The sequence below is a fragment of the Candidatus Bathyarchaeota archaeon A05DMB-5 genome, from assembly GCA_019685655.1.
Lineage (GTDB): Archaea > Thermoproteota > Bathyarchaeia > Bathyarchaeales > Bathycorpusculaceae > DSLH01.
In genome coordinates, this window is record JABFQP010000006.1 from 35,966 (window position 1) to 50,389 (window position 14,424).

Sequence of the window (14,424 nt, forward strand, 5' to 3'; positions counted from 1 at the left end):
ATCTCCATTGAAACAACCGTCACAAAACGCTTTTGACTTACTTGTCAAGCCCGTTCGAAGGCTTGTTGAGCAGAGAGGATTCTCTAAACCAACAGAGCCACAAGAAAAAACCATACCAAAAATCCTCGAAGGCAAAAACGTTCTGCTCATCTCGCCCACAGCCACAGGCAAAACAGAAGCTGCATTCCTCCCAGTCCTAAGTATGCTTCTCCAAGGACAACAAGGAACACTAGGCATAAAAGTCCTCTACATCACGCCCCTACGCGCATTAAACCGCGACATGCTTGAAAGGCTCGAGTGGTGGTGCAACAACCTCGACATAAAACTCGCTGTTAGGCATGGCGACACAGAAACAAAAGAACGCACAAGACAACGCATGAGCCCGCCGGACATTCTAATCACCACTCCAGAAACACTCCAAGCAATACTAATCGGCTGGATAATGCGCCAACACCTACAAAGCGTAAAATGGGTAATCATCGACGAAGTACACGAAATGGCAGACAGCAAACGCGGAAGCCAACTCGCCTTAGCATTAGAACGCCTACGCACAATGATAGGCAAAGACTTTCAACTGATGGGCTTATCCGCCACGATAGGTAGCCCAGAAAAAGTCGCGCAGTTCCTCGTAGGAAACCACAGACCAGTCGAAATCGTCCGCGTCCCAGTCGCAAGAACAATGCACCTAAAAACCGTTTACCCCAAACCAGAAGAAGACGACGCCAAACTCGCCGACCAACTATACACACATCCAGAAGTCGCCGCACGCCTACGCATAATCCGCGACTACATAAGCAAACACAAATCCGTACTATTATTCACAAACACACGCGCCATATCCGAAGTACTAGCAAGCAGATTCAAAGTCTGGGACATCGACTACCCAGTATCCATACACCACGGCTCACTCGCAAAACCATCACGCATAGCCGCAGAAAGAGGACTAAAAAACGGCGAACTAAAAGGCTTAGTATGCACAAGCAGCCTAGAACTAGGCATAGACGTTGGCAGAATAGACCTCGTCATACAATACATGAGCCCAAGACAAGTAACCCGCCTAATCCAACGCGTCGGCAGAAGCGGACACAGAATAGGCAAAATAGCCCAAGGAATAATCGTCGCAATGGACTCCGATGACACACTAGAAGCCTTAGCCATCGCAAAAAAAGCCCTAAAAGAAGACTTAGAACCAGTTGACATCCCACCTAAACCCTACGATGTCCTAGCACACCAAATCGCGGGTTTGCTACTTAAAAACCGCAGACTAGAATTCAACGAAATCCAAGAAATGTTCAAAAACGCCTACCCATACGAAAACCTAACAATAGAAGACATAGAAAAAATCCTACGCTACATGCACCAACGCTTCCCACGCTTAGCATGGGTATCCTTCGAAGACAAAGTCGTCCTAAAACCACGCAGAACAAAAGCACTCTTCGAATACTACTTTGAAAACCTATCCATGATACCTGAAGAAAAACAGTTCCTCGTAGTAGACGAATCAAGCGACGCAGCAATAGGCGTATTAGACGAAGCATTCATGGCAGAATACGGCAAACCAGGAACAAAATTCATAATCCGCGGAACACCATGGCGAATCCAACACGTCTCAGAAGAAAAAGTCCACGTAAAACCAGTCGACGACCCAACAGGCGCAATACCAAGCTGGATAGGAGAAGAAATCCCAGTCCCATTCGAAATCGCACAAGAAGTAGGCAAAATCCGCAGCTTTGTCGAAGAACAACTGCAGAAAGGCGCATCATCAGACGAAATTGCCACTAAACTAAGCGAAGAATATCCAGCAGACAAAGACACGATACTACGCGCAATAACAGAAACAATAGAACAAGTCTCAGCAAGATTCCCCGTGCCCACACAAAATCGAATAACCATCGAAGACTGGGAAGAATTCGTAATAATCCACGCCAACTTCGGTTCACTTACGAACAGAGCCCTCGCACAGCTACTCGGTCAACTACTCTCCGAAAAAATCGGCTACGGCATCGTAGTCCAACACGACCCCTACCGCATATTCATCCAAACCATGGGCGCCACAAACGCAAACCAAACAATCGAACTACTCAACGAAATCCGCGCCATGCCAGACCAAACAATAAGAGACACACTAACACGCGCAACCGTAAAAACCGGACTCTTCAAACGCAGAATGATTCACGTTGCAAGACGCTTCGGCGCACTCAAAAAATGGGCAGACTTCAGCAGCGTAAGCCTACAACGCCTAATAAAAAGCTTCGAAGACACACCAATTTACGAAGAAGCCCTAAAAGAAGTGTTCACAAAAGACTTAGACTTGGAAAAACTACTCTTTGTTTTAAGGAAAATTCGCGAAGGCGAAGTCCAACTGCAGAAAGTTGAGACAGGCGGAAACGCAACACCAATAGCGCGTGTCGGCATCGAACGTGTAAGCATGAAAACCGACTTGATTCCGCCAGAAAGAATGCGCGCTGTCCTCATCGAATCCACCAAAGCAAGATTACTAAACGAAACATGCAATTATGTTTGCACAAACTGCTGGAACTACATGGAAATGATACGCGCGAAAGACTTGCCAGACAAGCCCAAATGCCCAAGATGCGGCTCAACAGCCATAGGCTTACTAAAAGTAGAAGAAGAAAAGGCTATGCCACTCATCGGAAAGAAAGGCGAAAAACTAGCGAAAAGCGAAGAAAAACTGCACAAACAAGCAACGCAAACAGCACAGTTAATAACCAAATATGGAAAAGCTGCAGCTGTAGCCTTGTGTGCCCGAAAGGTTCAGCCTTCCGATGTTAAAGAAGTTCTTGAAGAAGAACCTAAACTCAACGATAGATTCTACGAGCTCGTTCTGGAAGCAGAACGCAAAGCCCTAAGCAAAAGATTCTGGTAACAGTTTAAGATATACAACAACTTTTAAATGAAGGCTTATCCTATTTTGCCTAAGCACCATCTGCTTGCTGATTAGGGAGATTAAAAGTTTGGAAATAAGCCGAAAAAAACTCCGAGAAGAAGTTCTTGAAAGAATCAAATACGTAAAAACTTGCGTTCTAGCCAGAGAATTATGCCTTCTGGTTCGCACAAACAGAGCTGTGCTGGAACCAAAAGACGTGCGTGACATCTGCTCCTACATATCCAGCCTATGCAAAGAAGAAGGATGCGAAGAACAAAGCGAACTATGCCGCAAAGCCGCTGAAGCGGTTAATTCCAAAGACGAAGCAAAATACCTTGAACTATGCGCGCAAAGCTGCATGAAATGCGGAGAAGCCAGAAGACCACAACCCAAAAAAGCCACATACGTCGCTTAAACCGCACAAAAGCCTTTAAAATCACAAAACATAGGTTACAATTAAGTTTAAACGGGGGCAAATGAACTGTTCATCGCACCATACGTTCCAAGTCCGCCGCAAGTAATACGCCAAATGCTCATTCTCGCCGAACTAAAACCCGGCGAGGTATTCTTCGATTTAGGCGCAGGAGACGGCAGAACAGTCATTATGGCTGCGAAGGATTTTGGCGCAAGGGCTGTCGGTGTTGAGTTGCGAGAAGACCTTGTTAAGAAAGCGCTTAGCTCCATTTACGAGCAAGGACTGCAAGATAGAGTAACAATAGTGAACGGTGACATGTTTAACGTAGACCTAACTTCGGCTGATGTTGTCTTTCTCTATTTAACAACAAGCGCTAATGAGAAGGTTAAGCCGAAGCTCGAAGCTGAACTCAAAAAGGGAGTTCGTGTGGTTTCTCATGATTATGAGATTGTTGGTTGGAAACCTATTAAGGTTTTGAATTTCTGTGAAAACCAAACTTTAGGGTATCCTTCGCACACTATCTATTTGTATAAGAAAGTTTAATGTTGCATTCTTTAGTGATAGGCATGCCGCGTACCACTTTTAAAACTTCTTTTAGAGTCACATGGGCAGACACGGACGCTGCTCAAGTCGTGCACTATTCAAACTATTTCAGATTCTTCGAAAGAGCAGAAGAAGAATTTTACAGGCATTTAGGCTTCAGCTTCACCGACATTAACAAAATGGGAATTTGGCTTCCAAGAGTTGAATCTTTCTGCCAATTTAAAAAACCAGCAAGATTCGGCGACTTAATCGAAGTGGAATTGACAATTGAGGAGCTGAAGGAAAAATCCATAAAATACGAGTTTAAAATCTTCAACAAGGAATCGGCAGTTTTGTTGGCTGATGGATACATAGTTATTGTGGCAGCCGATAAGCACATGGAAAAAGCCGTGCAAATTCCAAAAGAAATCGTTGAAAAACTGAAGCCTTTCTGCAAATAAATTTTTAAGAAAAAGTTTTCTTAGAATTTTTAGCGAAACAGAAATGTTGTTTGTTCCATGGCAGTACATAGCTGATTGGAAATGCAACTCTTGCGGAATCTGCTGCAGAGCCTACAGTGTAGTTCTGAAATTTCCTGAATGGCTGAGAATAGTCAAAAATTACGGTGTTGGCGCAACGGTTTCGGGCTTGGATAAGCTGTTTCTTAAAAGGAAAAGTGACGGCTCTTGTATCTTTCTATATAGCCTATCTGGCATGTATCTATGCGGTCTACAACACATGAAACCTAAAGCATGCAAGCTTTGGCCTTTCAAAATTCTTGGCAAACCACAGTATGGTTATGCAAGCGATGCGGTTTATAGTTATGGTGAAAATCAACTTTTTATATATGCTGATTCAACATGTAGCGGCTTAAGATATGGAAAGCCAACATTAGAGTTTTCTGAGCATACATTAAAAGAGTTTATAGAAATCGCATTGGGAACACGCAATAATCAGTTTAAGACCACTGCAGATTTAAGTTTTGTAAGAACTAGTTTTCATCATAAACAATTCAGGTTATTCTAAAGAAGATTTAATTATTCACATATATTTAGAAACTAAAAATAAAAAAGGCTTTTTCAATGCTACTTTTTGCTTGTTGCTGGTTTTTCTTCTTCTAATTCTTCTTCTAATTCTCTTACTCGTGTTTCAATGAACTCTTTGACTTTTTCTTGGCTGTACTCTTTTTCTTCTTGCTGTTTTTGCAATTGTTCTCTGATGACTGCTATGACCTTTTTTACGTCAAAGGGTTTCACTATGTAAGCGTGTGCGCCTTTGTTTAGGGCTTCTACAGCGTTTTGCAATGATGGGTAACCCGTAACCATTATCTTGCGCATTTTCGGCGTTGTGTCTTTCAGTTTTGTTAGAAGTTCTGTTCCTTCCATGTCTGGTAGTCTTATGTCTATTAGAGCTACATTGTAGAATTTCTCATTTGTTTTCTTAATTGCTGTCTTTCCGTTTTCCGCCGTGTCTACAGTGAATCCTTCGTCTTCTAGAATTGTTGCTAAGACTTTTCTGATTCCTTCATCGTCGTCAACGACAAGGATTCTGGCACGTTTATCCAAGTTTTTTCACCTCCTTCTTCTTTTATTCTTGGTTCTATAGGAAGTGTTAGAGTGAAAGTTGTGCCTTCACCCACCGTACTTTCAACTGAAATTTTTCCGCCATGAGCTTCAACAATTCGTTTGCATATGGGTAAACCTAATCCCATTCCCTTGGCTTTCGTTGTGAAAAAGGGTGTGAAGATTTTCTCAATTGTTTCCTTTGTCATTCCTATTCCAGTGTCCTTGAAAATGAATTCTGCGCTACCATTTGTTCTGCGGCTTGTTATTGTGAGTTTGCCACCATTGGGCATGGCGTCAATCGCATTAGTGATTAAGTTGTTGAACACTCTTGTCATTTTTTCTATGTCAATGTGTATCTTAGGTTCTGGTTCTGTTTGGTCTATTATCTGAATGCTCTCTGGTAGCTTAATTAGACGCAGAGTTTCTGTCACGATAGTTTTGGGGTTTGTTTCAGTTAATTCCAGATGCACTTCTCTCGAGTATTCCAGCAAGTCAGTTATGATTTTATTCGCGTATTGTATGTCTGCTTCGATTAATTCAAGCATTTCTCTTGTTTTTGCATCCATTTTGGAGCCTAGTTTTGTTTTTAAGTAATATGCAGCGCCTTTTATTCCTGTTAAGGGATTACGCAAGTCATGACCAACCATGGCTGCTACTTCTCCGATAGCGGCAAGTCTTTCAGATTTTATTAGTTTCTCTTGTGCTTCTTTCAACTGTCTAGTTCTTTGTTCAACAAGCGCTTCCAGATGTTGAGAGTACTCTTCCAGTTTATTCTGCATTTGCTTTCTTTCTGTAATATCTCTAGCTATGCCCAAAATTTCGATTCTTTGTCCAATTTTTATCGGAATGGTTGAAATTTCAACAAAAACTCTGCTTCCATCTTTTCTTATGAGTTCGAACTCGTCTGGTCCAGTTCTTTGTCCGCGCAAGTTCTTTTGAACAGCGTTAATAGCTTTTGGCACGTATTTTTCTGGAAGAAGCCCAGCTTCCAGCATATTCTTTCCGATTAATTCTTCTTTCTTGTAGCCCGTCAGAATTTCTGCTTGTTTGTTTCCTTCCAAAATCTTTCCATTAAGGTCGTTAATGTAAATTGCATCTGGCGCATATTCTATCAATGCCCTTAGCCTTTCTTCAGACTCCCGCAGTCTTTCCTCCATTTTTTTGCGTTCTGTAATGTCTCTAAAAACTGCTTGAATGCCTGTTACCTTTCCGTTCACAAGTATGGGAGCAACATTAATTTCAATAGTAGCCATGGTTCCGTCTCTTTTAGGAAGTTCTAACTGTAAACCTTCAAGGCTTTTACCTTGCATCAAATCTGTGAACAACTGCGAGGCATTAGAAAGCGTGTCTGAAGAGAAATATTCCAAGAAGGATTTGCCGATGACTTCGCTTTGTGGATAACCCAGAACCTTTCCTACAGAAGGAGAAGCATACGTGATTTTTCCTTCAAAATCAACAAGGGCTATTGCATCAAAACTTCTTTCCGCTATACCCCTGAACTTCTCCTCAGACTCTCGTATTTTCTCTTCCATTAGCTTGCGTTCTGTCACATCCATGATTATTCCAAGAGTCCCTGCGAAGTTTCCATCCTCATCCCAAAATGGTGACGCAGACACTTGAACAAAACGTGGTTCACCATGTTTACAGTATAACTTAATTTCATATCGGCTTGTAGCGCCCTTCTTCCTAGATTTTGTTTCTTTCCTAATCTTTTCGAAACCTTCTTCGTCGACAAGTTTACGTAAATTTGCGCCAATCAGCTCTTCTTGCTTGTAACCCAGCATCTCAGCAAATGCCTTATTCACAAAAGATAAGTTATCATTTGCATCAGCAATAGTTATTCCTTCCATCGCCGTTTCAAACAACATTTCCAGTTTTCGGTTAGTCTCCTTCAGCCTTTTTTCTATCTGTTTTCTTTCAGTTAAGTCTACAATTATTGCTTGGAAACCCACTGTTTTTCCATTAATTGTAAACCTTGAGGGTTTGCTCCAAAGATCGAGAACACTACCATCTTTTCTCACTGCACGAAACTCTAAATGTCCAGGTTCTCTTCGCAAAACAATAATGCGCAAAAATAGGCGCATCACTTTTCCTCGATCAGCGGGATGTATAAAATTTTTGAATGGTTGATTAAACAATTCGGAAACGGAATAACCTAACAAATCAGCCAATGCTTTATTTACATACTTCAATCTTCCCTTCAAATCAGAAACAGCGACGCCTACAAATGCATTTTCGACCAGACTACGAAATGCTTGCTCGGATTCGAGGAGAATTTCACCCAAATCTTCATCTTTTGCACTATCGTACTGCGTAGCCATGAGGTTAGCTTCCATAGTAAATACTGTTCTTTCATTTAGGTTTCTTTGACTGTTACATTTAACTTGTATGAAAGCGAAGTCTGAATTATTAGTAACAATGCATAATTGGAATCTAACTCGGATTTCACATGTTTCTCTTAACAAAAACTTTCATTACAAAACAAGTTAAGTTATAAATCAGAAGTTAGAAGTCTAAATTTCTGCCAGGCGCAATGGGGATTAGTCTATGGCAACATCCAAAATCGGGCTTTCCATGCTCTACTGTTTAAGCGAACCTTTCAAGAGAATGACTAAACATCTCACGAATATAGAAACAAACTATGTGGAAATTGTTGACGATGGACTTCACACACTGAATAGACAACGAATTAAAACACTAAAGGATATCGCCGGCTCGCACAGTCTAAAATATTCTGTTCATGCACCATTCGCAGACATAAACATTGCATCACCATCTAAACCATTACTAAGAGCTGTTTGTAAGCGATTGAAAGAATCAATAGCCTATGCACGTGCCTTGGACGCTTACATGTGGATTCTTCATCCTGGACTAAAAACGGGCATCAGCATGTTCTATCCAGACATGGACTGGCACCAAAACATTGAAACAGTACGTTTGCTCTTCAAAGTTGCAAACGATTACGGTGTTAGAATAGCTATTGAAAACGTGCCTGAACCGTATCCATTCTTAATGAAAAGCGTGGAGCAATTTACTAGGTTTTATGAAGAAATCAACGAAGATATAGGCTTAGTTTTAGACGTTGGGCATGCAAACATTAATTGTCAAATAGAACGTTTCATAGAAACCTTCGCAAACAAAATCGTGCATGTTCACGCACATGATAATGATGGAAAAACCGACCAACATTTAGGCATCGGCTATGGAACTGTAAACTGGGAAAACTTTGCAAAAAAATTAAGAATGATTTCTTATGACAAAGTTGTCGTAATCGAATCTATTATGTATGTTAATAAAAGTGTGCAAAAAATGAAAAAGTTACTTGCGTAATCAACTATGTTTCCTTCAAAGGAATCTCTATCTTCATAAAATCTTCCGCTACCAACGTGTTTTTGAAAAATTTCCGCGCCTCCGCGAGAAGTTTACTCGTGTCTTCATACCTTGCGCTAACATGCGTAAGAACCAGCTGTTTTACTTTCGCTTTTTTGGCATTTTTAGCAGCTTGGCTTGGTGTGGAATGCCCATCTTCCTCTGCTCTCTCAGCCAAATCGTCATCCAGAGTAGCATCGTGAATAAGCAAGTCTGCATTAGTAGCAAACTTCACGAAGCCTTTAAACGGTCTTGTATCGCCAGTGTAAACAATTTTTCTTCCTGGTCTAGGCAACCCAGTAACATCTTCCGGCTTTACCACTTTACCATTTGACAATCTAACCTTGTGTCCATGTTGTAGTTTAGACCATAAAGGGCCTTCTGGAACACCTAACGCCTTGGCTTTTTCTGGAAAGAATCTTCCCGGTCGAGGCTTTTCTATAAAGGCATAGGCTAAGCTTGGGATTACATGGTTTGCCCACACCGCTTGAACTACATATTCGTTTTCTTCGCACACAACACCTTCCTTGTATATCTCGTGAACCTCGACTGGAAATGTCAAAACAAACTGGACTGTTTCCCTAATATTCTCTAAGAAACGCTTGATTCCAGACGGTCCGTAAATGTCAAGTTTCTTTTCTCTGTCAAGCAGCGCCATGGTTTGCAGAACCCCGGGCAAGCCAAGAACATGGTCGCCGTGCATGTGTGTTACAAAAATTTTCATTTTTTTGTGAAAACCTGCTTTAGCCTTTATCATTTGCCTTTGCACCCCCTCGCCGCAGTCAAACATTATTTGTTCGCCTTTGCGTTGGATAAGCACAGCAGGTAGGCTTCTTTTTGGTGTCGGAACACTTCCGGCTGTGCCCAGGAAAACAACATGCAAACTCATGTGTCTACACCTTTTCAAACACTGCTATTTCTCTTGTTAGGCTTCTGTGAACATAAACGAAATGGGATTCTAAATGTTTGTAGCCTAAAGTTTCACCTGTTTTTTTGATGTTTAACGTTTTTGGTGCGGCCAAACAAACTCGCTGTCCCTTGCCAAGCATGCCATGAACAGCCGTCAATACTTCCTCAACTATTTGCTTCGTGGAACGCTTAAGAGTTGTTGAAGACCTCCCATAAGGCGGGTCAGCCACAACGCAGTCAACTTTTGTTATAGGTGGATTACGTGCATCCGCAAGGATGACTCCTTCAGGCTTTATTCCAAAATAATCTAAATTTCTGAGGGTTCCTCTCACCATTCGCCTTTGAATATCCAAACCTAAAACGCGGCATCCGATTAATGCAGCTTCAATCAGAGTGCTTCCGGTTCCGCAGAAAGGGTCAAAAACAAGTTCTCCAGTTTTTGGTTTGGCCAAATTTACCATGCACCTAACGAGTTTTGCCAGCATGGCTGATGGGTGGAAGAATGGTTTTTTCTTTGGGCGTCTCTCAACGAATGGTTTTGGTGGAATCTCAGCAAGTGCTATGCCGAAAATGAATTTTTCTTCGGTTAAGAATCCTATGAAGGTTTTATCTGGATTTTTAAGGTTCACTTTTGTTTTCCCTATTTTGTTGAGTATGAGTTCTCCAAGTTTTCTTTCAAGAAACATGCTGTCAATGTTGGACGCGTAGTCTTTTACGTGGTGCACGCGGACGGCAAAGGTTTCTCTGTCTTTTAGAACATCTTTTAAGTTTGCTGTGCGTATATTTTTCAGTATCATATTTGTTTCGGCTTTGCAGGTGAATAGTTCGAGTCCGCAAAGTCTTGTGAAAGCTGCTCTACGTTTTACGGTTTCTACACATTTTGAATCTGTTTCAAGCCTTAGAATTTGGTCAAGTTTCTCCAAAATTTTGAACGCATAATCTTCCGCTTCAAGTATTGCCTTTACCTCGGAAACTGGCAGAGTTTCATGTTCGCCTGAAAGCAGAAAGAAAAGTTTAGCCACTTTGGCGTTCCTTCAATTGCTTGGCTATTAAGGGTGCAAGAGAAACTTTGCTAACATGACTTGGAACGCTGTCCGTGCCTACTATCTCCTCAACTCCAGCCTCAAGAATTCGTTTTTCTGCGTCACCTATCAAAAGTGGATGTGCACACGCAGCAAACACTTTTCCAGCTCCAAGCTCTTTCAGAATTTTTGCTGCTGCAACTATTGTGCCGCCAGTGCTGATTATGTCGTCGAAGATTATCACGGTTTTTCCTTTAACGTTGAATGTTTTCTTTTCAACGCTAATCTGTCCAGTGTAGCGGTCTCTGTGTTTTTCTAAGTAGCCGCATTCTCCATCGAGCACTTTTTTCGCTTCTTCTGCGATGTAGATTGCACCCATGTCTGGAGCCAGCGCAAAAGCTTTTGCAAAACCTTTCTGCTTAAAATATTCTGCCAGTAATGGAATGGTTGAAACGTTTTTTGCTTGAAAAGGAAATCTATTTAATACTTTCTCTTGGTGCACGTTCACTGTTATTAGGCTGTCAACTCCAACAGCGTTAAGCATCTGCGCTATGGCTTCTATGCTTACTGCTTCGCCTTGAAGGAAAATCTTGTCTTGGCGTGCGTAGGCAAGATAAGGCACGACAGCTGTTACTTTTTTTGTACCATGGCGTTTGGCTGCATCGACGATAAATGCTAGCTGCATTAAACGGGTATCTTGTGGTGGACTTGTGGTTTGGATTATTACCACTTCTTCATTCTTTACTGAGCCTTCTAATCTTACGTATGATTCTCCGTCTGGATGAGTTTTAAAAGTCAGCGGAATCGCTTCTACGCCTAAGAGTGCAGCTATTTTTTCGCCTAACTCTCTTGACGCTGGACCTGGTATTATCTTCATTTTGTTCGCCGTGGTTAAGAATGCGGTTCTCTTGGTTTTTTAGATTTTCCCAGATGCCTTGTACTGTTCGATAAGTTCTTTTGCTCTGTCCATGCGGATTTTGCGTTCTTCAACCATTTTTTCTGCTACTAAATCGATTAGTTCGCCTGTTGCGCCTGCTGCTACGGCTATGTTTCTCGCGTGAAGTGACATGTGTCCGCGTTGTATTCCTTCATGTGCTAACGCACGTAATGCGCCAAGATTCTGTGCTAAACCAACAGCTGCTAAAACTTCTGCGAATTCGTTTGCAGTTTTTACGCCTAAGATTTTTATTGCTATTTTCGCGATTGGGTGGGTTCGCACTGCTCCACCGATTAGGCCTACAGCCATCGGCAGTTCAACTGAGCCTACTAGGTCGCCGTTTTCGTTTTTCTCCCATGTTGAAAGCGTTGTGTAGTGTCCGTTTTTTACTGCATAAGCGTGGGCTCCTGCTTCGATTGCGCGGTGGTCGTTGCATGTGGCGATTATGACAGCTATTATGCCGTTCATTATGCCTTTGTTGTGGGTTGCGGCTCGGTATGGGTCTGCTGCTGCGAAAGCGGATGCGTTTACTATGCCGTCTACGACTTCTTCTCCGCCAACTGAGTCTTTGGGCACTATGCACCATGCTCTGGCTAAGCGTTTAACGGCTAAATTGGAGATTATTCGCAGGTAAACACGTCCGCCTGTTATGCGTTCTATTAATGGCGCGACAGCTTCAGCCATCGTGTTAACTGCGTTGGCACCCATGGCGTCGCGGCAGTCAACATGCAATTCTGTGATGAGCATTGGTCCTTGGGTTGTTTGGATCACTTTTGCGTCTAGGTCTTTTGCGCCGCCGCCGACGGAAACGAGCACTGGGTCTTGGTCATTTGCCTTCTTTATGATTTCTTCTTTTGCTTGTAAAATGCGCATTTTGGCTGCGTATGGGTCTTTTATGCCGACTGCTTGTATTTGTCCGATCATTATTGGTGGTGTGCTGCTTGTGTGGAAGCCTCCACCGTCGCGTGCCATTTTTGCTGCGTAGCTGGCTGCTGCGACAACGGATGGTTCTTCAATAGCCATGGGAATCAGATAGTCACGTTTGTTTATGAGAAAGTTTACGCCGATGCCTAATGGTATTGGAATGGCGCCGACAACATTTTCTATCATGCGGTCAGCTAAATCCAAAGACAAAGAACCAGTATTCTGCAACAAAGACGCTTCTTCATCCGTTAAACCAGCAAACTCCCTAACAAATTGCAAACGCTCTTTAGTACTAAGCTTATAGAAACCTGAAATTAGAGACGATTTATTCATATTGAACCTCATGTTTCTATTGTAAGTAAAGATACTTCTGTCTATCATTTATAACTTTGTTGAAAAATAAAAAAGTGAGCCAAAGTTTCCACTTCTGTTTTAATGGCCCATTCTTTACTCTTATAAATGATTCTTAATTAATAAAAAGGAGGAAAATGTGTGGAGCATTAGTTTTTGACTAGTATCATTATTTTTACATCCACAGTATTTGTCTCTGCAGCGTCGCTTACCCATCGAATTACCCATTCAATTCGCCAGTTTGCATTTGCTGGAATGACGACATCTCCTGTACTGTCTACGCCTTGTAGATTTCCTGGCAAGTATATCATGTTACCTTGTAGAGCGTTACTTTCGTCATAGATGGCGATGGTTATATATTCAAGTGCACTACTGTTAGAGATAGTCCATGAATCAAACTTCATCTCAAACGTATGCGATGAAGAACCAACATTTGTAATGCTTACGGGTTCATAGTATGTCTTGTTAACTCCCTGTCCCCCAGTCATGGAGCCGAACTTTACTACTGTCTTAGAGGGATTGAGCCAACCTCCTGCTATTGAGAAGTTGGCGCCTGCCACAAATTGAAGATCTTTGGGTGTGACGTCGACACCAACATGCGACTCAATGTACATTTGACTGTAAAAATCTGCGCTTACTACAGCAATCAGTATCGATACTATTACCAGTGTTACAAATTTCAGACTTTTCTTGTAGTTTATTTTCATTTTGTTGTTTCACCTCCTTTCCTTCTTTTTCTTTCTTTAAGCGTGTCTATCCATATTCTTGCGAGCACGTAGACGCTTACGCCTAAGACTAAGATGCAGGCTATTGCTAAGGCTACGGCTGAAGTTACGAAGGCTGCCTCCCCCCAAGAAGGCTTAAGAACTGCGTAAACGCTTGCGCTTGTTATTGCTGTGCCTGCACCTAGGGCTATGTACCACCATTTTGGCTTGAAGAATATGTATGCGCCTAACCCCACGACGAGCGTGTCGAACGCGACTATTGCTATGAAGGTTGTTTCCCATGTCATGTGTGGAAGCATCACTAATGGATGAACAGCTATGTCGGCGTAGTTGGTTACGAAGAAGGTAGCTAAGACTATTGAGGGCAAGGTGACGGTGAACAGGAAAACTTTAGCGTAGTTCAGCAGTTTCTTTACTATTCCAAGATAAGCGTTGACTGCGACGATGTTCGCCAAAGCCACAACCAAATACAATAGACTGTACCAGAACCGCATGTACTCGCCAAACGACAGCATGAACTCTTTGCTTACGATTAGTTGTCCAAACCCAGCCAAAGCCGCAACTTGATACAAGTACGGTAGATGCCACGGAAAATGACGGTCTAATAGGCATGTTAGCAAGCTTACGGCTAGGAAAAGGTCTATGCCCAGCAGTGCGAAGAACTCTGGTTGTAGTGGGGAAGGCAATTTCGGTACCGCACCCGAAAGTCTGGTTTCTTTTTATTTAAGACATATGAATTCGGAATTCGAATCCGAATTCTATAATAGAAAACGTGAAAATGGAAAATAATCTGTTGTG

At 42.2% G+C, this 14,424-nt stretch carries 14 protein-coding genes; 6 read left to right on the forward strand and 8 right to left on the reverse strand.

The features are described 5' to 3' along the window. Positions 1-7 precede the first annotated feature (7 nt). From HM003_07815 to HM003_07835, 5 genes are all read left to right on the forward strand, one after another. Positions 8-2,887 (forward strand): DEAD/DEAH box helicase, encoded by a 2,880-nt coding sequence (locus HM003_07815; GenBank protein ID MBX5329238.1) that lies wholly within the window; start codon positions 8-10, stop codon positions 2,885-2,887. Between the two features lie 88 nt (positions 2,888-2,975). After that, on the forward strand, positions 2,976-3,302 hold the full coding sequence (locus HM003_07820) for a hypothetical protein (GenBank protein MBX5329239.1): 327 nt from the start codon (positions 2,976-2,978) through the stop codon (positions 3,300-3,302). Positions 3,303-3,416: 114 nt separating this feature from the next. Then, positions 3,417-3,845, forward strand: a complete 429-nt coding sequence (locus tag HM003_07825; GenBank protein MBX5329240.1) for a class I SAM-dependent methyltransferase — start codon at positions 3,417-3,419, stop codon at positions 3,843-3,845. A gap of 23 nt (positions 3,846-3,868) precedes the next feature. Further along, complete coding sequence (locus HM003_07830) at positions 3,869-4,285, forward strand: acyl-CoA thioesterase (GenBank protein ID MBX5329241.1); 417 nt, start codon at positions 3,869-3,871, stop codon at positions 4,283-4,285. A 43-nt stretch (positions 4,286-4,328) separates the two neighbouring features. Continuing rightward, on the forward strand, positions 4,329-4,850 hold the full coding sequence (locus HM003_07835) for a YkgJ family cysteine cluster protein (protein ID MBX5329242.1): 522 nt from the start codon (positions 4,329-4,331) through the stop codon (positions 4,848-4,850). A gap of 59 nt (positions 4,851-4,909) precedes the next feature. Here HM003_07835 and HM003_07840 read toward each other — a convergent pair whose 3' ends face one another. Further along, positions 4,910-5,389: a response regulator gene (locus HM003_07840; GenBank protein MBX5329243.1), complete on the reverse strand. Its 480-nt coding sequence runs from the start codon at positions 5,387-5,389 to the stop codon at positions 4,910-4,912. Further along, complete coding sequence (locus tag HM003_07845) at positions 5,329-7,710, reverse strand: PAS domain S-box protein (protein ID MBX5329244.1); 2,382 nt, start codon at positions 7,708-7,710, stop codon at positions 5,329-5,331. Before HM003_07845 ends, HM003_07840 begins: the two co-directional genes overlap by 61 nt. Positions 7,711-7,936: 226 nt before the next feature. Between HM003_07845 and HM003_07850 the strand changes: the two genes are divergently transcribed. Further along, positions 7,937-8,719, forward strand: coding sequence for a sugar phosphate isomerase/epimerase (locus HM003_07850; GenBank protein MBX5329245.1), 783 nt, complete (start codon positions 7,937-7,939; stop codon positions 8,717-8,719). Positions 8,720-8,723: 4 nt separating this feature from the next. Here HM003_07850 and rnz read toward each other — a convergent pair whose 3' ends face one another. The 6 genes from rnz to HM003_07880 all read right to left on the reverse strand — a co-directional run bounded on the left by rnz (position 8,724) and on the right by HM003_07880 (position 14,312). After that, the gene (gene rnz / locus HM003_07855; protein MBX5329246.1) at positions 8,724-9,647 is read right to left on the reverse strand and encodes a ribonuclease Z; all 924 of its coding nucleotides are present in this window, start codon (positions 9,645-9,647) and stop codon (positions 8,724-8,726) included. A gap of 4 nt (positions 9,648-9,651) precedes the next feature. Beyond that, positions 9,652-10,689 (reverse strand): N-6 DNA methylase, encoded by a 1,038-nt coding sequence (locus tag HM003_07860; GenBank protein ID MBX5329247.1) that lies wholly within the window; start codon positions 10,687-10,689, stop codon positions 9,652-9,654. Further along, entirely contained in the window at positions 10,682-11,566 is an 885-nt protein-coding gene (locus tag HM003_07865; GenBank protein MBX5329248.1) for a ribose-phosphate diphosphokinase, read from the reverse strand. The genes HM003_07860 and HM003_07865 overlap by 8 nt, the downstream gene beginning before the upstream one ends. 39 nt (positions 11,567-11,605) lie before the next feature. Continuing rightward, positions 11,606-12,895: a hydroxymethylglutaryl-CoA reductase, degradative gene (locus HM003_07870; protein ID MBX5329249.1), complete on the reverse strand. Its 1,290-nt coding sequence runs from the start codon at positions 12,893-12,895 to the stop codon at positions 11,606-11,608. Between the two features lie 155 nt (positions 12,896-13,050). Beyond that, a complete protein-coding gene (locus HM003_07875) occupies positions 13,051-13,515 on the reverse strand; it encodes a hypothetical protein (GenBank protein ID MBX5329250.1) in 465 nt (154 codons plus the stop codon). 89 nt (positions 13,516-13,604) lie between these two features. Next, positions 13,605-14,312: a hypothetical protein gene (locus HM003_07880; protein ID MBX5329251.1), complete on the reverse strand. Its 708-nt coding sequence runs from the start codon at positions 14,310-14,312 to the stop codon at positions 13,605-13,607. Positions 14,313-14,424: the final 112 nt, after the last annotated feature.

Bases quoted from the DNA above. Each gene is read 5' to 3' on its own strand.
- HM003_07825 (MBX5329240.1), top strand. From the start codon at position 3,417: ATGCTCATTCTCGCCGAACTAAAACCCGGCGAGGTATTCTTCGATTTA.
- HM003_07830 (MBX5329241.1), top strand. From the start codon at position 3,869: ATGCCGCGTACCACTTTTAAAACTTCTTTTAGAGTCACATGGGCAGAC.
- HM003_07835 (MBX5329242.1), top strand. From the start codon at position 4,329: ATGTTGTTTGTTCCATGGCAGTACATAGCTGATTGGAAATGCAACTCT.
- HM003_07845 (MBX5329244.1), bottom strand. From the start codon at position 7,710: ATGGCTACGCAGTACGATAGTGCAAAAGATGAAGATTTGGGTGAAATT.
- HM003_07850 (MBX5329245.1), top strand. From the start codon at position 7,937: ATGGCAACATCCAAAATCGGGCTTTCCATGCTCTACTGTTTAAGCGAA.
- rnz (MBX5329246.1), bottom strand. From the start codon at position 9,647: ATGAGTTTGCATGTTGTTTTCCTGGGCACAGCCGGAAGTGTTCCGACA.
- HM003_07865 (MBX5329248.1), bottom strand. From the start codon at position 11,566: ATGAAGATAATACCAGGTCCAGCGTCAAGAGAGTTAGGCGAAAAAATA.
- HM003_07870 (MBX5329249.1), bottom strand. From the start codon at position 12,895: ATGAGGTTCAATATGAATAAATCGTCTCTAATTTCAGGTTTCTATAAG.
- HM003_07875 (MBX5329250.1), bottom strand. From the start codon at position 13,515: ATGTACATTGAGTCGCATGTTGGTGTCGACGTCACACCCAAAGATCTT.